This window comes from Bauldia litoralis (assembly GCF_900104485.1).
GTDB lineage: Bacteria > Pseudomonadota > Alphaproteobacteria > Rhizobiales > Kaistiaceae > Bauldia > Bauldia litoralis.
On record NZ_FMXQ01000007.1, the window covers coordinates 204664 to 221994 of the forward strand.

The 17331-nt window shown below is 66.4% G+C and carries 16 protein-coding genes; 9 read left to right on the forward strand and 7 right to left on the reverse strand.

Features of this window, described 5'->3' with window-relative positions:
• Positions 1 to 106 precede the first annotated feature (106 nt).
• Together BLT60_RS17210 and BLT60_RS17215 are read left to right on the forward strand one after the other, a co-directional pair.
• The gene (locus tag BLT60_RS17210; RefSeq protein ID WP_090878240.1) at positions 107 to 1117 is read left to right on the forward strand and encodes a sterol desaturase family protein; all 1011 of its coding nucleotides are present in this window, start codon (positions 107 to 109) and stop codon (positions 1115 to 1117) included.
• Positions 1118 to 1173: 56 nt separating this feature from the next.
• A complete protein-coding gene (locus BLT60_RS17215) occupies positions 1174 to 2163 on the forward strand; it encodes an LLM class flavin-dependent oxidoreductase (protein ID WP_090878242.1) in 990 nt (329 codons plus the stop codon).
• 12 nt (positions 2164 to 2175) lie between these two features.
• Here BLT60_RS17215 and BLT60_RS17220 read toward each other — a convergent pair whose 3' ends face one another.
• The 4 genes from BLT60_RS17220 to BLT60_RS17235 form a co-directional block, all read right to left on the reverse strand.
• Complete coding sequence (locus BLT60_RS17220; protein ID WP_090878244.1) at positions 2176 to 2949, reverse strand: ATP-binding cassette domain-containing protein; 774 nt, start codon at positions 2947 to 2949, stop codon at positions 2176 to 2178.
• A gap of 3 nt (positions 2950 to 2952) precedes the next feature.
• Positions 2953 to 3939 (reverse strand): ABC transporter permease, encoded by a 987-nt coding sequence (locus BLT60_RS17225; protein ID WP_090878246.1) that lies wholly within the window; start codon positions 3937 to 3939, stop codon positions 2953 to 2955.
• A 132-nt stretch (positions 3940 to 4071) separates the two neighbouring features.
• The gene (locus BLT60_RS17230; protein ID WP_090878247.1) at positions 4072 to 5010 is read right to left on the reverse strand and encodes a sugar ABC transporter substrate-binding protein; all 939 of its coding nucleotides are present in this window, start codon (positions 5008 to 5010) and stop codon (positions 4072 to 4074) included.
• Between the two features lie 129 nt (positions 5011 to 5139).
• Positions 5140 to 6753, reverse strand: coding sequence for a serine hydrolase (locus BLT60_RS17235; RefSeq protein WP_210185635.1), 1614 nt, complete (start codon positions 6751 to 6753; stop codon positions 5140 to 5142).
• Between the two features lie 236 nt (positions 6754 to 6989).
• Here BLT60_RS17235 and BLT60_RS17240 point away from each other — a divergent pair, with 236 nt between their 5' ends.
• Genes BLT60_RS17240 through BLT60_RS17260 form a run of 5 tightly spaced genes read left to right on the forward strand, consistent with a single transcriptional unit; the run spans position 6990 to position 11453 of the window.
• A complete protein-coding gene (locus BLT60_RS17240) occupies positions 6990 to 7793 on the forward strand; it encodes an IclR family transcriptional regulator (protein WP_090878249.1) in 804 nt (267 codons plus the stop codon).
• A 3-nt stretch (positions 7794 to 7796) separates the two neighbouring features.
• Positions 7797 to 8591, forward strand: a complete 795-nt coding sequence (locus tag BLT60_RS17245; protein WP_090878251.1) for an ABC transporter permease — start codon at positions 7797 to 7799, stop codon at positions 8589 to 8591.
• 43 nt (positions 8592 to 8634) lie between these two features.
• Positions 8635 to 9618: an ABC transporter substrate-binding protein gene (locus BLT60_RS17250; protein WP_090878252.1), complete on the forward strand. Its 984-nt coding sequence runs from the start codon at positions 8635 to 8637 to the stop codon at positions 9616 to 9618.
• Between the two features lie 2 nt (positions 9619 to 9620).
• A complete protein-coding gene (locus tag BLT60_RS17255) occupies positions 9621 to 10502 on the forward strand; it encodes an ABC transporter ATP-binding protein (RefSeq protein WP_090878254.1) in 882 nt (293 codons plus the stop codon).
• Positions 10503 to 11453 (forward strand): dihydrodipicolinate synthase family protein, encoded by a 951-nt coding sequence (locus BLT60_RS17260; RefSeq protein ID WP_090878256.1) that lies wholly within the window; start codon positions 10503 to 10505, stop codon positions 11451 to 11453.
• A gap of 19 nt (positions 11454 to 11472) precedes the next feature.
• Here the strand turns inward: BLT60_RS17260 and BLT60_RS17265 are convergent, their stop codons facing one another.
• On the reverse strand, positions 11473 to 12435 hold the full coding sequence (locus BLT60_RS17265) for an aldo/keto reductase (protein WP_175478499.1): 963 nt from the start codon (positions 12433 to 12435) through the stop codon (positions 11473 to 11475).
• A gap of 246 nt (positions 12436 to 12681) precedes the next feature.
• Between BLT60_RS17265 and BLT60_RS17270 the strand changes: the two genes are divergently transcribed.
• Both BLT60_RS17270 and BLT60_RS17275 read left to right on the forward strand, forming a co-directional pair.
• Positions 12682 to 14337 carry an electron transfer flavoprotein-ubiquinone oxidoreductase gene (locus BLT60_RS17270; RefSeq protein WP_090878260.1) on the forward strand — a complete coding sequence of 552 codons (1656 nt, stop codon included), beginning with the start codon at positions 12682 to 12684 and terminating at the stop codon, positions 14335 to 14337.
• A gap of 3 nt (positions 14338 to 14340) precedes the next feature.
• Positions 14341 to 15072 carry a nucleotidyltransferase family protein gene (locus BLT60_RS17275; RefSeq protein ID WP_090878262.1) on the forward strand — a complete coding sequence of 244 codons (732 nt, stop codon included), beginning with the start codon at positions 14341 to 14343 and terminating at the stop codon, positions 15070 to 15072.
• Here BLT60_RS17275 and BLT60_RS17280 read toward each other — a convergent pair.
• Positions 15021 to 16298 carry a glycosyltransferase family protein gene (locus BLT60_RS17280; RefSeq protein WP_090878264.1) on the reverse strand — a complete coding sequence of 426 codons (1278 nt, stop codon included), beginning with the start codon at positions 16296 to 16298 and terminating at the stop codon, positions 15021 to 15023. The genes BLT60_RS17275 and BLT60_RS17280 overlap by 52 nt on opposite strands.
• A complete protein-coding gene (locus BLT60_RS17285) occupies positions 16298 to 17260 on the reverse strand; it encodes a GDP-mannose 4,6-dehydratase (protein ID WP_244521309.1) in 963 nt (320 codons plus the stop codon). Before BLT60_RS17285 ends, BLT60_RS17280 begins: the two co-directional genes overlap by 1 nt.
• Between the last annotated feature and the right edge of the window lie 71 nt (positions 17261 to 17331).

The window sequence follows — 17331 nt, forward strand, 5'->3', positions numbered from 1 at the left end:
CGGCTGCACTCTCTGCCAGTGGGCCGGTTGACGGGAGGTGACCGCCCAGGCGAATGCCGGCCAGACTGCCGCGCACCGCATCGTCGCGCCTCCCGGGAGGCGGGTGATGGACGAAGCCAAATACGGTACGCGCGATCGCCGGGGCCACTGGACGCCGTTTGACCGGCTCGACTACGGGCCGCTTTTCTCATGGCCGACGAAGCCGCTCGCCATTCTCAAGTGGATGTTCGGCTATCCGGGCTACATCCTGCCCTGGAACCTCCTGATCGCGCTGATCGCAATCGCCGTCTGGTTTCTCGCTACCCCGTCGCTGGAGACGATGAAGACCTTCGAGGTCGGGTGGGTCGCCTTCATCCTGGCGCGCAACCTGGCGATGACCTTCGTCTTTTACGGCTCGATCCACTTCCTGCTGTATATTCGCCGATCGCAGGGCACGACTTTCAAATACAACCCGAAGTGGCTCGACAACGACAACCCGACCTTCCTGTTCAAGAGCCAGACCCTCGACAACATGTTCTGGACCCTGGCCAGTGGGGTGCCGATCTGGACGGCCTACGAGGTCCTCACCATGTGGGTCTTCGCCAATGGCTATATCCCGTTCCTGACCTTCGCCGCGAACCCGGTGTGGTTCGTCGTGCTGATGCTGATCATCCCGCTCTTCCGCGAGTTCCACTTCTATCTTGTCCACCGGCTGATCCACTGGCCGCCGCTCTACCGGACCGTTCACCACCTCCACCACCGCAACGTCAACGCCGGCCCGTGGTCAAGCATCTCGATGCATCCGGTCGAGCATCTCCTCTACTTCTCCGGCGTGCTCATCCACTGGATCGTGCTGTCGCACCCCATCCACGCGATGTTCCATCTCTTCCATGCCGGCCTCGCGGCGGTGATCGGCCATTTCGGCTTTGAGAAGATCGTCGTCGGCGAGGACGATGCGGTCGATACCCACGCCTTCGCGCATTACCTCCACCACAAGTATTTCGAGGTGAACTACGCCGACGGCTCGATCCCCCTCGACCGGTGGTTCGGTACCTTCCACGACGGGTCGAAGGAGGCGGAGGACGCGATGAACAAGCGCTTCATGGAGCGTGCCGCCCGGGCGCGCAAGGCCGGCTGACGTCGCCCGCGCGAAGGCTATGGACCGACAGGGTCCAGGACGGCTAGAAGGCGGGAATGATCCCGCTCTCCGTTCTTGATCTCTCGCCGATCGTCGAAGGTGGCGACGCCGCCCAGTCGCTGGCCAACACGCTCAACCTTGCCCGCCACGCCGAGGCGCTCGGCTATCGCCGCTTCTGGCTGGCCGAGCACCACAACATGCCCGGCATCGCCAGCGCCGCGACCGCGGTCGTCATCGGCCATGTCGCGGCGGGCACGTCGACGATCCGGGTCGGGGCGGGCGGCATCATGCTGCCCAACCACGCGCCGCTGGTCATCGCCGAGCAGTTCGGCACGCTGGCCGCCCTGCATCCCGGCCGCATCGACCTCGGTCTCGGCCGCGCGCCCGGCACCGACCAGCTCACCGCGCGGGCGCTGCGGCGCAACCTCGATGCCGGCGCCGACACCTTTCCGCAGGATGTCGTCGAACTGATCCACTATTTCGGCCCGGTCCAGCCGAACCAGCGCGTCCGCGCCGTTCCCGGCGCCGGGCTCGACGTCCCGATCTGGATCCTCGGCTCCAGCCTGTTCGGCGCCCAGCTCGCCGCGATGCTGGGTCTGCCATATGCCTTCGCCTCGCATTTCGCCCCGGCTGAACTCGCAGGCGCATCGGCGCTCTACCGCGAGCGCTTCGAGCCGTCGCGCTTCCTCGACAAGCCGCACCTGATGCTGGCGCTCAACGTGGTCGCCGCCGATACGGATGCCGAGGCGGAACTGCTCTTCTCGTCGCTCCAGCAGGCCTTCGTCAATCTGCGGACGGGGCGGGCAGGGCCGTTGCCGCCGCCGGTGGAAGGTTACTTCGAGACACTCGACGGCGCGGCACAGGCCATGCTCGGCCAGGCGCTGGCCTGCTCGGTGATCGGCTCGCCGGAGACGGTGGCGGCCGGCATCGACGACTTCGTCACACGGCGCGGCGCCGACGAACTGATCGTCACCGCCCAGGTCTTCGATCACGCCGCCCGGCTGAAGTCGTTCGAGATCACCGCCAAGGCGGTCGCAAACCGATAGCCGTACCGCCCGTCACACCGTTGCGGCGGCCAGTTCCTCGTCCGACATGCCGGTGATCACCAGTTCGACCTCTTCTACGCTGGTCTTCTTCGGGTCGATGTCGTCGGCGACGATGGTGCCCTGCCGCATGACCACGATCCGGTCCACCACCTGGAAGACGTGGTGGATGTTATGGGCGATGAAGATGCAGGAGTGACCCCGGTCGCGGGCGTTGCGGACGAAGTTCAGAACGCCGCGGGTCTCGGCGACGCCGAGGTTGTTGGTCGGCTCGTCGAGGATGATCAGGTCGCTGTCGAAATACATCGCCCGGGCGATCGCCACGGCCTGCCTTTCGCCGCCCGACAGCGCCGAGATCGGGGTCGTCGTCGGGATGTTCTTGGTGATGCCGACGCGGCGCAGCAGGTCGCCGGCGACCTGGTTCATCTTGGCGTGGTCCATGCGGTTGAGGATACCGGGACCGGTGACCGGCTCGCGGCCGAGGAACAGGTTGCGGGCGATCGACAGCTGGGTGACCAGCGCCGAGTCCTGGTAGATGGTCTCGATGCCGTTGGCGATGGCGTCGGTGGTGCTGTTGATGTCGACCTTCTTGCCGCGAATGTGGATGCTGCCGCTCGACGAGGGGACAGCGCCCGACAGCACCTTGATCAGCGTCGACTTGCCGGCGCCGTTGTCGCCGAGCAGGCCGACGATTTCCTTTTCTTTGACATTGAAGGTCACGTTGTCCAGGGCCTGAACGCGGCCGTAGAACTTGGTGATGTTCTCCATGCGGACGAGGTCTTGGGTCATGATTCAGGTCCCCGCCTGGTGTCGGCGTTCGAGTCCGTAGTGCAGCGCCATCATCCCGAGAATGATCGCCCCGATGAAGATGTTATAGGCGAGCCCCGGCACGCCGATCAGGACGATGCCATTGCGCATGACGCGCAGGATGAAGACGCCGAGTACCGTGCCGATGATCGTGCCGCGGCCGCCCATCAGGGCCGTGCCGCCGATGACCACCATGGCGATGACTTCGAGCTCGTAGCCGGTGCCGCTGTTCGGGTTGGCGGCCGAGGTGCGGATCGAGCTGATGATGCCGGCCAGCGCCGCCATTGCCGAGCAGAGCATGAACAGGATGAGCTTGGTGCGGCCGACGTTGACGCCGCGCGCCGAAGCAGCGCCCGGATTGCCGCCCGACGCCTGGATCCAGTTGCCGAACTTGGTCTGGGAGAGGATGTACCAGAAGATCACGGCGACCAGGATGAACCAGAACAGCGACATGTAGAGCCGGAAGGGCCCGACGTTGAGGTCGCCGACGAGGACCGTCGCCAGCCACTGGTCGCCGGCGTTCCAGGTCCGCTGCGGGAAGCCGTCTGTGACGAAGAGCGCGGTGCCGCGCACCACCAGCAGCATGCCGAGCGTCACGAGGAAGGACGGGATCTTCAGCCGGGTGACGAACAGGCCGCTGATGAAGCCGATGAAGGCGGCGAGGAGCAGGGCCGCGACGAAGGCCAGCTCAAGCGGCAGGATACCCTGGTTGAACAGGGTCCACATCACCACGGGAGAGAAGCCGAACACCGCGCCGACCGAGAGATCGAACTCGCCGGCGGTCATCAGCAACGTCATCGCCAGGGCGATCAGGCCGAGTTCGACGGTGAACACCAGCGTGTTCGAGATGTTGAGCGGCGAAAGGAAATTGGGGTTGATCGAGGTGAAGACGACGATCTCGACCAGGAGCAGGACGAAGGGGCCGAACTCCGGCTTGGCGATCAGGCGACGGGCCAGGGATTGTTGTTCCACGATGCCTTCCGGGATGAATCTTGAGAAATATCGTCCCGTCGCGGCTTGGCCCGCCCGGGGTCTCTATCCGCAGTGGGAGGAGGGGTCTGCGGCGACGCTGCCGCCGCAGACCGGGTAACGGGAAGCGCCGGACTAGTTGCCGGAGAGGATGTCGTCGACACCCTGCGCGCCGTCCTTTTCGTAGAGATTGCCGACCAGGACATCGAAGCCGGCGGGGATGCCGCTCGAGGCCATGTTGGCAAGCGAGAGGCCGATATAGCTGGTGGCGTGGGGATCCTGCCACATGGCGGCATTGACGTAGCCGGTCAGGACCTCCTGCGTGGTGTCGAGCGAATTGCCCCAGCCGACGACCGGGATTTCGCCCGGCTTGACGCCGGTCTGGTCGAAGACGCGCTTGATCGAGCCGGTCACCAGATCGCCGAGACCGATGATCGCGGAGATCTTGTCGCGGTTGGCGGTGACGTAGTCGGACATGCGGGTGATGACCTCGGCCTGGTCAAGGGTCGCCTCGGTGACTTCCCAGGTGATGCCGAGCGGCTCGAAGACGGTCTTGATGCCTTCTTCTTCCTGAACGCCGTAGGTGGCGCCCGGGATCTCGACCGGCATCCAGACGAAATCGCCTTCCTTCACGTGGCCGTTGTCGACCAGATACTGCGCCCACTGCTTGCCGGTCTGGACGAGGTCCATGCCGACATAGGCGTCGAAGTCGACCGACGGGTCGGGGGTGTTGATGTTGATGACCGGAATGCCGGCAGCCTTGGCTTCGTTGACGACATCATTCATCGAGCCCGGATCGGGGCTGGTGGTGACGATGGCGTCGGCGCCGGTGGCGATGGCCGACCGTACGGCTTCCTGCTGCGAGGGCACGTCGCCGCTGTGGAACGAGGTGTTGACAGTGTTGCCGGTGTCCTCGGCCCACTGGTTCGCGCCCTGGAGGAAATAGGTCCAGACCGGATCGGCGGGACCACCATGCGAGATCCAGTAGAAGGTCTTGGCGGCGGCTTGCGAAGACAGCGGAACGGCCAGCGCGATCGCGGCGCCGACAAGCAGACCTGTCACTCTCTTGAGCATGAAATTCCTCCCTTTGGGTACAATTCTATTGGCCCCGCTCGGATGCGGGACGGCCGCTGGAGTGTCGCGCGTCCGTCTCGCCGCCGCAAGTAGATCAAATGATGGAAATCAACCAGCGATCGGCCGGCCTCATTCCCGGGTGAAGGTGCCGAGCCCGTTGACGTCATAGAAGTCGAGCACGACGCCCGATGCCGGGACACCGCTGTCGACGTCGAAGATGGCGCCCGCCAGCCCGTTGGCATTCTCTCCGATCGTCTCGAAGCTGAAGGTGTCGCCATCGAAATGGCTGAGGGCGAAGGTGGTCGGCGCCGCCTCCGGCCCCATCGTCATCGACAGCGTGTCGCCGGATGCCGAGACGGTGAGGGGGCCGTAGTAGCTGTTCTGGTAGGTGCCGGCATAGGCGTCGAGGTCGCGGGCCGGAGTCGGGTCGGCGGGCACGTCGGAGTAGTCGACGGCGGGCGCCGCGGCGGCATCCATTTGCTCGAAGGCCCCGCCGATGAAGCTGACCCATTCGACGGTCTGGTGGCCGTTCTGGGCGACGTCGACGAACGCCGCTCCGATCGCCTCGGCGACGCCGATCGGGCGACCGTTGGTCAGGGTGACGACGCCGAGATCCTCGCCAGGCATCAGCAGGACGTTGGTGGCGGTGCCGAGGTTGAAGGCACCCGAATGGCTGATCCGCGAGCGGCCCTCGTCGTCGTAGCTGACATTCCAGCCGAGGCCGTAGAAACCGGCGCGATTGGCAGCACTGCGCGGTTCGTGCGGGATGACCTGCGGCACATGTGGCGACACCAGCGCCGCCTCGTCGATCAGCCGGACTCCATCGAGCATGCCGTCGGCAAGCTGCAGCCGGACGAAGCGGAGCATGTCGTTGAGCGAGGCGCTGGCGCCGCCGGCCGGCGCCTCCGCGTCGGGCTGGCGGTCATAGCGCGCCACCCAGGTCCCGTCCGGCAGGCGGGCGTGGATGCGGGCGCGATCCTCGTGGGCGAGGTAGTCCGCGTGACGGTAGCTGGCGGTGGTCATCGCCGCCGGGCCGAACAGGACCTTGTCGGCAAGGTCCTCCCAACTCATGCCGGCCGCCACCGCGGCAGCGATGCCGCCCTCGGTGTAGCCGAAGTTGCTGTACTGGTACGTCGCGCGAAACGGCTCGAGCGGCTGCTGGTCGAGACGGGCGAGGATGTAGTCGCGGTCGAAGCCGAGGTCCTCGAGCAGGTCGCCGGCGCCGGTCCGCAATCCGCTGCGATGCGACAGGAGATCGACGAAGGTCGCGTTCTCGGTGACATAGGGATCGGACAGGGCGAAGTCCGGGTTGTGCTCGACGACCGGGTCGTGCCAGTCGATCAGCCCGTCGCCGACGAGCTTGGCGACGATGGTCGAGGCGATCGGCTTCGACACCGAGGCCAGCATGAAGACGGTCTCCGGGTCGATCGCACCGGGCTTGCCGATCTCGCGGACGCCGAAGCCCTTCGCATAGACGACCTCGTCCCGGTAGACGACGCCGACCGCGATGCCCGGGACGCCGGTCCGCGCCATCGCGTCCTCGACGATCCCATCGAGTTCGCCGAGCGCCGTGTCGATTGCCGCCTTGTCGAACAGCGGCGGCACCGGCGCGACCGGCGCCGGCAGGAGAGCGGGCTTCGCGTCCTGCGCGAGCGTCGGACCAGCCAGCGGAACGGCGGCAAGGATCATGGCGGCCGCAAGCGGGCGGAGCCGGGGCGAGCGGGAAGAGATGGTGATGACCACGATAGGTCTCCCTGTTGAGCGATACCCGGACATGAAGGCGGCGGGCATTTTCGGTTCAACTATAGGAGCGCACGGTTATCGAAGCGACAATGATCACGGCTGCCTGTCCGGGAGCGTTTGCCAGGATGTCCGTGTCGACGCACCGCGGCTCGCGACGTTGATTTGACTCGCCGCGTTAAAGTTGGAACACTATTCCAACTTGCAATGATGTTCCGGATCAGGGGAGTGGATCGGAAGTGGCGGGGCAGATCGACAGGGCGTTGAGCGTACTCGAACTGCTGTCCGATCAGCCGCAAGGCCGCTCGCTCGGCGAGATTGCCGAAGCGATCGCGATCCCGAAAAGCGCTACCCATCGCATCCTGGCAACGTTGATCGAGCGCGATTTCGTCGAACAGGATCGCAGCACCCAGCATTATCGCCTGTCGATCCGCCTGGCGGCTCTCGGCTTCCGTCACCTGGCCGGAATCGGGCTGGCGGAGATCTGCCAGCCGCAGCTTGACGCACTGGCCGGCTCGACCGGGGAATTCGTCCGTCTCGGCGTGGTCACCGGCGAACGGCTGAGCTTCATCGCGGAGGCGCAAGGCGCCCGAAGCGGGCTGCGCTACGAGGGGGCGTTCGGCCGGCGCGACGTTCGCCTGCACGCGACCGCGACGGGCAAGGCCTGGCTCGCGACCCTGCCGGAAGAAGACGCGGTGCGCCTTGTCCTGCAGCAGGGGTTCGGCACACCCGAAGAACTCGGCCCCCGCGTCATCACCACAATCCCTGCGCTGCTGACCGACCTGGCCCGCACCCGCCGGCAGGGCTACGCGACGGTCTATGAGGAAGCCGATCCGGGTGTTGCCGCCGTCAGCGCGGTGATCCCCGGACATGGCAAGGATGCGCCGGTCGTCGGCACGATCGCCGTCATCGGTCCGATCGTCCGTCTGACCCGCAAGCGGATGGCGGGCGTCGGCGCCGAGGTGATCGAGGCAGCGGGGCGGCTGTCGCTGATGTGGCCGTCGCATCCGTACCGGCCGACCGACGCGCTGGCGGGGGAGTAGGGCATGCGGAAAACCATGGCCTGGCTGAAACGATCCCGGCACGCCTTCTTTGCCTTCGCCGGATTGCTGATCGTCTGGGAAGCCTGGGTGCGGATCGCCGATGTGCCGGTCTACCTGCTGCCGCCGCCGAGCATGGTCGCCGTCGATCTCTTCGAGCGCTGGCCGAGAGTCCTCGACCACGCGCTGGTCACCGGTAACGAGATTGTCGCCGGCTTCCTGCTGGCGGTCGTCGTCAGCATTCCGCTGGCGATGATCATCGCCTATTCGCGGCCTGTCGAGCGGTCGCTCTATCCGGTGATCGTCTTCCTGCAGATCGTGCCGAAGATCGCCATCGCGCCGCTCTTCATCATCTGGTTCGGCTTCGGCTTCACGCCCAAGCTGCTCTTGGTCTTCCTGCTGTCCTTCTTCCCGATCGTCGTCAGCGGCATCGCCGGGTTCAAGTCGCTCGATCCGGACGTGATGGACCTTGCCCGCTCGACCGGCGCCAACGGGCTGAAGATGTTCCTCAGGATCCGGCTGCCGCAGGCGCTGCCGCAGATCTTCACCGGCCTCAAGGTCGGTGCCGCACTGGCGGCGACGGCGGCGGTGGTGGCCGAGTTCGTCGCCTCCGACAGCGGGCTTGGCTACCTGCTGCTCGAATACAATTCCAACCTCGAGACCCCGATGGTTTTCGCGGTGATCATTGTTCTCAGCGTGCTCGGCCTGCTCGTCTATTACGCCGTCGAACTGATCGAGCGGCTGGCGATCCCGTGGCACGTCTCCAATCGCGCAACGGCCGAGGAGGCGCGGACGACCTGAAGACCGTCTTCGGCACGAACCGAAAATTCAAAGGGAGGAAATAATGAAAAGACTCGTTCGGGTTGCGGCACGCCTCGGCGTCACCGCGGTTCTCTCGGTATCCACCGTCTTCGTGGCCAATGCCGCCGACGAGGCGACGCTGCGCCTCAACTGGCTGCTCGGCGGCCTTCATGCGCCATTCTATCTCGGCGTCGAGCGCGGCTACTACGCCGACGAAGACATCGACCTGACGATCAACGAGGGCAAGGGCTCCGGCGTCGCGATGCAGGTCATCGCCGCCAAGGGCGACACCTTCGGCATGTCCGACGCCGGCACGCTGATGCTCGGCGTGTCCAAGGGCCAGAACGTCAAGGCGATCATGTCGCTGCTCAACACATCGGGCTTCGGCATCATTTCGCTGGCCGACGCCAACATCAAGACGGCGAAGGACCTCGAGGGCAAGACACTGGCGGTCTCGCCGGGCGACGCCCTGACGCAGCTCTTCCCCGCCATCGTCGCCGCCAACGACCTCGACCAGGACAAAATCAAGCTGGTCTTCATGGATCCGGGCGCCAAGCCGGTCGCGGTGATGGAAAAGACGGTCGACGCGCTGCTCGGCGGCATCGACGACCAGATCTTCCTGATCCAGGCCCAGGGCTTCGACGCCGAGGCGCTGCGCTTCGCCGATCTCGGCGCGAACACCGTCGGCATCACCGTCCACACCAACGGAGACACGATCGAGGAAAACCCGGACCTCGTCGCCCGCTTCGTCCGCGCCAGCCAGAAGGCCTGGGACGCGGCGGTCGAGGATCCGGAGGCCGCGGTCGCGGCGGCGATGAAGGTCAAGCCGGACCTCAACGCCGACTCCTTGCTCAAGCAGTTGAAGGTCGATCTCGACCTGCTGCAGTCGGCCAACACCCAGGGCAAGCCGATCGGCTATGCGGCGGAAGCCGACTGGGAGCTGACCAAGGAACTGCTGACCAAGTATCGCGACCTCGATACCGACCGGCCGGCCGACTCTTTCTATACCAACGAGTTCGTCGAGTAGTCATGGCCGAACTTCGGCTTGCAGCAAGTCGGGACGATGCCGCGCCGGAGGTTTCCGGCGCGGCGTCAGCCGGCCCGGTGTCGATCGCGGTTCGCAACGTCTCGAAGGTCTTTGCCCGCGACGGGCAGGAGACAGTCGCGCTCGACGGGGTGGATCTCGACATTCGCGAGGGCGAGTTCCTGGCCGTCGTCGGCCCGTCGGGATGCGGCAAGAGCACCCTGATGCGCCTGATCGGCGGGCTGGACATGCCAACCCGGGGCGAGGTCACCATCGGCGGGGCGGCGATCACCGCGCCGGTGACCGACCTCGGCATCGTCTTTCAGAAGCCGGTCCTGCTCGAATGGCGGACGGTGCTCGAAAACGTCATGTTCCAGATCGACATGCGGGGCGAGAAGCGGCGCGACCATCTCGATTCCGCCCGGCAACTGCTCGCCGCCGTCGGGCTCGCGGACTTTGAGAACCGCTATCCGCACGAATTGTCCGGCGGCATGCAGCAGCGGGCGTCGATCGCCCGGGCGCTGATCCACGAACCGCCGCTGCTCCTGATGGACGAGCCCTTCGGCGCGCTCGACGCGTTGACCCGGGAACAGATGCGCCTCGATCTCGAGGAACTCTGGCTGTCGACCAGGAAGACGGTGATCTTCATCACCCACAGTATCGACGAAGCCGTGCTGCTCGCCGATCGCGTGGTGGTGATGACGCCGCGCCCCGGCCGGGTCGACCGCATTCTCGACATCCCGCTCGAAAGGCCCCGCGGCCTTGAGGGGCGCAAGACGCCCGAATTCCTCGCCGCGGTCGACGAGATCACCGAGCTTTTCCTTGCCAACGGCACGCTGCACGCCTCGCGTCCGGTCCTCAATCTTCTCAACAAAAAGGAGCCTTGAATGGCTATCAACCCGCTGAGCGGCATCGTCTCCGCACCCATGCTGCCGTTCAATCCGGACTTCACCATCGACTGGGAGTCCTACCGTCCCTACGTCGGCTGGATCGCGGAGCAGAAGCCGACCGCCATCGCCATCAACATGGATGCCAGCGAAGGGCCGTCGCTCAGCCGTGACGAACAGATCGCGGTGCTCAAGGCGACCGTCGAGGTCGTCGCCGGCGCCTGCCCGGTCTTCTCGGGACTGATCGCCGGCTACACGGCCGACGCGGTCGAGTGGGGCAACACGCTGAAGGCCGCCGGCGCCGAAGGCCTGGCGGCGTTCCCGCCGTTCCCGACCTTCCTTGGCAACCCGGTGCCGAGCGAGATGATCTACCAGTATCACAAGGCGCTGGCCGACGGCATCGGCCTGCCGCTGGTCGCCTTCCAGTTCCCCAAGGCCTTTGGCCCCGACTATCCGCCGGAGGTGCTGGAGCGGCTTGCCGGCATCCCCGAGATCATCGGCCTGAAAGAGGCCTCCTTCGACGTCGCCAAGACGATTGAGACGATCGACGCGGTGGCGAAACTGCCGCGCAAGATCGGCATCATGACCGGCAGCGACACCTTCATCTTCGAGGCGATGCTGATGGGTTGCGACGGGGCGCTGATCGGCTTTGCCGGAACCGCGACGGACGAGTTGATCGCCATGCAGCGGGCGGCCGCCACCGGCGACTTCGCCACCGGCAAGGAGATCTGGGACCGCCTCGGCCCGCTGGCGCGCTATTGCTGGCGTCCGCCGATCCGCGACTACCGCCCGCGGATGAAGGAGGTGCTGGTCATGCAGGGCCACTTCAAGAGCGCCGCCGTTCGTCCGCCGCAACTGCCTGTCGACGACGCCGAACGCCGCGAATTGCGCCGCCTGGCCGAGCAGGCCGGCCTGATCGGCGAAGGCGCGCAGCGCACGGCCGCCGAATAGGGCTGCGGCGAGGGCGGCTTCAGGCGCCCGGCCTGAAGCCGGAGGCCCACAGGGCGCGGACTTTTTCGAAAAGGTCGGGGCGGGGTTCGACACCGTCGAGCGCCGCCACCGCTTCCTCGACCTGCGCGACGCTGTTAAGGCCGGTGACCATGCTGGCGACCACGGGCGAGAACAGCGGGAAGCGGAGGGCGAAGCGGGTCATCGATCCGTCGATCTCGTCGGCGAAGGCATCGGCGATCGCCGAGCGCTGGTCGAAGGCGTCCGGATTTTCGGTGCGCAGCCGGTCGAGATAATGGCCCTCCGGCACCTCGTCCCAGCCGCTGCGCCTGTCGGTGAGGACGCCCTGGTAGAGCGGCCGGATGCAGACGAAGCCCTGGCCGTTCCGTTCCAGTTCGGGAAAGAATTCGGCGAGTTCCATCTCGATCGGATTGAGGAAGGAGACGAGCCCGGCGAATCGGCCGGTGTCGAGCGCCGCCCGGGTCGCCGCGGTCGTGTAGGGGAGGGTCATCAGGTAGCCGACCTTGCCCTCGTCGCGCATCGCCTCGAAGGTCGCCCAGACATCGTCCATGATCGACGCGAGCAGGGGCAGCCGGTGGTCATCGTCATTCGGCCGCGTCCGCCACATCCATTGCAGCACCGCGATCCGGTCGGTCGCCAGTTCGCTCAGCGCTTCCTCGACCCGCATGCGGAACTTCGCCGGGTCGAAGGCGCAATCGTCCCAGTCCGGCACCGGCAGCTTGATGCCGTGGTGGATGTCCTTGCGCTTCGGATGGTCGCGCAGCACCTCGGTCATCATCCAGCGGGTCTTGTACTCGTAGCTCGAGTGCAGGAAATTCACCCCGGCGGCGAGCGCCGCCTCAAGGGCGCGGGCGCCGGATTGCGAGACGGCATTGTTGCTGCCGTCCTTTGCGGCCGAGCGCATCGGGCCGAAGCAGAGCACCGAGACGTCGAGGTCCGTTCCGCCAAGTCGCCGATAGTCCATGGGATGCTCTCCGCTTGTCGTTGAACCGGCATTCCGGATGGATCCGGCGATGCCGCAGCCGCTGAAACGACGGCCGCGCGGGTGGGGCGGCGGAGTATCCCGGTCCACGCGCCATGGTGCAACCCGCGCGGCGGACAACCGCAAGCGCGCCGCACGCACCGCACGCCCCGCCGCGATGTCGGCGGCCGGAAATGATCTGATAAGGTCGGATGATTCAGGACCCGGACCGACGCGCATGAGGACGATGTGAGCACGAGCGACCTGCCGCCCCGCGAATCCATGGCGTTCGACGTCGTCATCGTCGGCGCCGGCCCGGCCGGGCTCGCCGCCGCGATCCGGCTCAAGCAGGCAGCGCCGGATCTCTCCGTCGTCGTGCTGGAAAAGGGCTCCGAAGTCGGCGCCCATATTCTTTCCGGCGCGGTCATCGATCCGGTCGGGCTGGACGGCCTGCTGCCGGACTGGCGCGAGGGGGACAGCCCGGTCAAGCAGCCGGTCACCGCCGACCGGTTCCTCTGGCTCGGTCCGGCCGGCACGGTTCGCCTGCCGAACTGGCTGATGCCGCCGCTGATGAGCAACCACGGCAACTTCATCGCCTCGCTCGGCGACCTTTGCCGCTGGCTGGCCGACAAGGCCGAGGCGTTGGGCGTCGAGGTTTTTCCGGGCTTCGCGGCGACCGAGTTGCTGACGGATGACGCGGGCGCCATCGTCGGTGTCGCGACCGGCGACATGGGGATCGGCAAGGACGGCGAGCCAAAGACCGGGTTCCAGCGCGGCATGGAGCTTCGCGCCAGATATACGCTGGTCGCCGAGGGCGCGCGGGGCTCGCTGACCAAGCAGCTGGTCGCCCGCTTCGGGCTCGACGAGGCGCGCGATCCGCAGAAATACGGGCTGGGCATCAAGGAGCTCTGGCGCATCGCCCCGGAGAAGCATCGTCCGGGGCTGGTCCAGCATTCCTTCGGCTGGCCGCTCGACAATCGCACCGGCGGCGGCTCGTTCCTCTATCACTACGGTGACAACCTGGTGGCGGTCGGTTTCGTCGTCCACCTCAACTACGCCAACCCGCACCTGTCGCCGTTTGCCACCTTCCAGCAGTTCAAGACCCACCCGGCGATCGGGTCCGTGCTCGATGGCGGCGAGCGGCTGTCCTACGGGGCGCGGGCGATCACCGAGGGCGGCTGGCAGTCGGTGCCGAGACTGGCCTTCCCGGGCGGGGCGCTGGTCGGCTGCGCCGCCGGCTTTGTCAACGTCCCGCGCATCAAGGGCAGCCACAACGCCATCCTCTCCGGCATGCTCGCCGCCGACCATGTCGCCGCCGCGATCGGCGCGGGCCGGGCGCATGACGAACTGGCCGACTACGAGGCGGCGTGGCGGGACTCGCCGATCGGCCGCGACCTGAGGCCGGTGCGCAACGTCAAGCCGCTGTGGTCGAAGTTCGGCACGATGGCCGGCGTCGCGCTCGGCGGCCTCGACATGTGGCTGAACACGATCGGCCTGTCGCTGTTCGGCACGCTGAAGCACGGCAAGCCCGACCACGCCGCGACGAAGCCGGCGGCGGCGACCCGGGCGATCGAGGCCGCTTCGCCGGACGGCAGGACAACCTTCGACCGGCTGTCGTCGGTCTTCGTTGCCGGGGTCAGCCACGAGGAGGACCAGCCTCCGCATCTGCATGTTCGCGACATGGCATTGCAGAAGGCGTCGGAGCACGACGTCTATGGCGGGCCGTCGGCGCTCTATTGCCCGGCCGGGGTCTATGAATGGGTCGGCGAAGGTGAATCGCTGCGTTACCAGATCAACGCAACCAATTGCGTTCACTGCAAAACGTGCGACATCAAGGATCCCAACCAGAACATCGACTGGGTGCCGCCGGAAGGCGGTGGCGGGCCGAATTACCGGGGGATGTGAACGATGCAGGCGGTCGTCATGGCAGGGGGCTTCGGAACGCGGCTGCGACCCCATACCGATATCCTGCCCAAGCCGCTGACGCCGATTGACGACATGCCGATCGTCGAAGTGCTGCTTCGCAGGATCGCCGCCCAGGGCGTCACGCAGGCGGTGATCTGCACCGGGGCAAAGGCGCAACTGGTTCGTGCCTATCTGGGCGAAGTCCCGGACCTTGGCCTCGACCTGACATACCATCGGGACCCCGAGCCGCGGGGGACGGCAGGGGCGCTCCGCGACATCGTTGATGACCTCGAGGACGACTTCCTCGTGCTCAACGCCGACGTCCTGACCGATGCCGATGTCGCCGGCATCATGGCCCGGCACCGCGACCGGCAGGCGGCGCTGACACTGGCGGTGTCCCGGCGCGACTGGCCGATCCCCTATGGCGTGGTCGAATGCGACGAGGAGGACCTGGTTGTCGGCATCCGGGAAAAACCGGTCGCCACCGTCGACCTGAATCTCGGCATGTACGCGCTCACCCGACGCTTCGTCGAACCGGTGCTGGCAGCGACAGAGGGGCGTCTCGACATGCCGGACCTGATCGCGTCGCTTCTGGCCTCGGACCAGGCCGTCTCGGCGGCCAGGATAGCGTGCCGCTGGTATGATGTCGGTCGGGAGTCCGACCTGCTCAAGGCGCGCGAAGCTTATGCGGCCGACCCCGCTCCGTTCCTCGGCGCGCCGGCCGTCGCCGGGTGAGTGCCGGCGGGCGTTGCCTTGTCGCCCAGCACCGGCTCCAGGTAGGCGTCCGGGAAGAACGCCTGCGCTTCCGTTCGGGTGACCGATGTCCGGGTGAGCGGAAGCAGGAGCCGCCACCTTCGAATTTTCATGAGCAGGTCCAGCCACTCACGGGTGCTCGCGTCATGGCGCAAGAGCCATGTCATCGGGCGACCCTCCAGGCGCTCCGGGACCGCTCCGATCGCCGAGGCAAGTATCGGAAGCCGGTTGGCGAGCGCGTCGCTGACGACGAAGCTGTGGGTCTCCGGCGCTTGAAAGGGGAACCAGACAAGGTGCGGTTTGACCGCCCTGACGACTCTGGCCGTCGTCCTCGCCAACTCGCTTCGACTGGATTGGTGGGCAGTGACGCCGGGCAAAGCCGGGGGGGCGTCGCCGTCATTCAATACATGAAATGCCAGCGGCAGGCCTTCGGTCGCGGCAGCGTCTGCGACCGCTGTCCAGACATCCTTGCCCTTTGACGCGATAGATGAATTGACCAGCAGCACCCGCATCGGCTCGCCTGGCCAGACCGGACGCCAGCGCGCATTCCGATCAAGGTTCCGGGGATCGATAGGCGCCGACGCGATGATCGGCAGGTCCGGCCAGAACTGGCGTATGCCGACCGCCAGATGTCCGCTGCAGGCGACGAGGCGCTCCGCGCCATCGACGAAGGCGGGCCGCGGCCGTTTCATTGCTGCGCGTGCTGCGTCACCGGCGTAGCGCACCTCGTCCCCGAGCAGATGTGGATGGACCGCCGCAAGGTGATAGTCGGTAAGCGTGATGTCGTAGGGAAGGCGCCAGGCCTCCAGCAATTCGGCGAGCCTGGCTTCAAACTTCAGCGCGTGAAAGACGTTGATGCGGGCGACACCAAGCGCATGGATGGCTGCGACCAGATCCTGCGTGTTTTCAGGCACCTTGAACGCGATTCCGGCGTGTCGTCGATCCGGATCCCGACAGAGCAGGAACTCCCGCTCCCTCAGGCCGATTCCATAGAACACGGTCGCCGGGTTGGTCACGAGTTCGGCGACCGTCTTGGCGTAGCGGACGGTCCCACCCCCGTTAAGATGGATGAACAGAAGGGTCGGCCGCGTGAAGTCGCGCTGGCCGACCCAGCGACGGAGGCGGCGGCGCGCGGCGGGGCTTCCCCATGGGGCGGGTGCCTTGGGCGCGTGGTCCTTCGATGACTTGTCTGGGGACGTGGGCACCATCAGGTCGCGTACCCGGTGCCGGGAAACCGATCCTGGTTATCCCGCCACCACGCGATTGTGCCGGCGAGGCCTTCGTCGAGCGGTGTTGCCGGCGTCCATCCGAGGCGTTCGCGCGCCAGTCGATTGTCCGAGCAAAGCCGCGAGACTTCGCTGTTGGCCGGCCGAATGCGCGCTTCGTCGGTCTCGACGGGGATATCCAGGTCCATGGCCTTGAGGATGCGCTCGACCAGTTCGCCGATGCTGACATCCTCGCCGGTGCCGAGGTTGAATTCCATGCCTTCGACCCCTTCGGCGATTGCCGCGCGCTGAAATCCGGCGACGGTATCGGCGACGAAGGTCATGTCCCGGCGCGGGGTCAACGCGCCGAGCCGGATCCGGTCGCCGCGAAGGGCCTGCTGGATGATGGCCGAGATCACCGCGCGGGGTGACTGCCGTGGCCCGAAGGTGTTGAACGGGCGCACGGTGACGGCCGGCACGTCGAACGACCGGTGGTAGCTCTGGACGAGCTTGTCGGCGGCAATCTTGGATCCGGCATAGGGCGACTGCGCGTTGAGCGGATGAGTCTCCGACATCGGGATGATCTGTGCGCTGCCGAAGACCTCGCTGGTCGACGTATGGACGATCCGGCGTACCCGGTTGTTGCGCGCCGCTTCCAGGACGTTCAGCGTGCCGACGGCATTGACCATGAAGTTGTCGCGGGGCGACGCGTAGGAATAGGGGATCGAGATCCGCGCGCCGAGGTGAAAGATGGTGTCGACGCCTTCCGCCGCGGAGTCGACGGCATTCTCGTCGAGAAGGTCGGCACGGCGAATGTCGAGGCTTTCCCTGATGGCCGCGGGGAACGTGTCGATGAACCCGAGCGTTCCGGCCGAATCGTAACGGACGAAGCAGCGGACGCTCCAGTTGTCGCGTATCAGGGCCTCGACCAGATGGCTGCCGATGAACCCGGCCGCCCCAGTCACCAATGCTCGCCGTCCGCTTCCGTCCATCGTTTCGTCGCTCCCGCGCCGTTCCGCCGCACGCTCTCGCCCAG

What these genes read in the sequence shown, in the direction of transcription:
- BLT60_RS17275 (WP_090878262.1), top strand. Translation starts at nt 14,341, where the DNA reads ATGCAGGCGGTCGTCATGGCAGGGGGCTTCGGAACGCGGCTGCGACCC.
- BLT60_RS17255 (WP_090878254.1), top strand. Translation starts at nt 9,621, where the DNA reads ATGGCCGAACTTCGGCTTGCAGCAAGTCGGGACGATGCCGCGCCGGAG.
- BLT60_RS17220 (WP_090878244.1), bottom strand. Translation starts at nt 2,949, where the DNA reads ATGACCCAAGACCTCGTCCGCATGGAGAACATCACCAAGTTCTACGGC.
- BLT60_RS17265 (WP_175478499.1), bottom strand. Translation starts at nt 12,435, where the DNA reads ATGGACTATCGGCGACTTGGCGGAACGGACCTCGACGTCTCGGTGCTC.
- BLT60_RS17230 (WP_090878247.1), bottom strand. Translation starts at nt 5,010, where the DNA reads ATGCTCAAGAGAGTGACAGGTCTGCTTGTCGGCGCCGCGATCGCGCTG.
- BLT60_RS17210 (WP_090878240.1), top strand. Translation starts at nt 107, where the DNA reads ATGGACGAAGCCAAATACGGTACGCGCGATCGCCGGGGCCACTGGACG.
- BLT60_RS17260 (WP_090878256.1), top strand. Translation starts at nt 10,503, where the DNA reads ATGGCTATCAACCCGCTGAGCGGCATCGTCTCCGCACCCATGCTGCCG.
- BLT60_RS17245 (WP_090878251.1), top strand. Translation starts at nt 7,797, where the DNA reads ATGCGGAAAACCATGGCCTGGCTGAAACGATCCCGGCACGCCTTCTTT.
- BLT60_RS17280 (WP_090878264.1), bottom strand. Translation starts at nt 16,298, where the DNA reads ATGGTGCCCACGTCCCCAGACAAGTCATCGAAGGACCACGCGCCCAAG.
- BLT60_RS17250 (WP_090878252.1), top strand. Translation starts at nt 8,635, where the DNA reads ATGAAAAGACTCGTTCGGGTTGCGGCACGCCTCGGCGTCACCGCGGTT.
- BLT60_RS17215 (WP_090878242.1), top strand. Translation starts at nt 1,174, where the DNA reads ATGATCCCGCTCTCCGTTCTTGATCTCTCGCCGATCGTCGAAGGTGGC.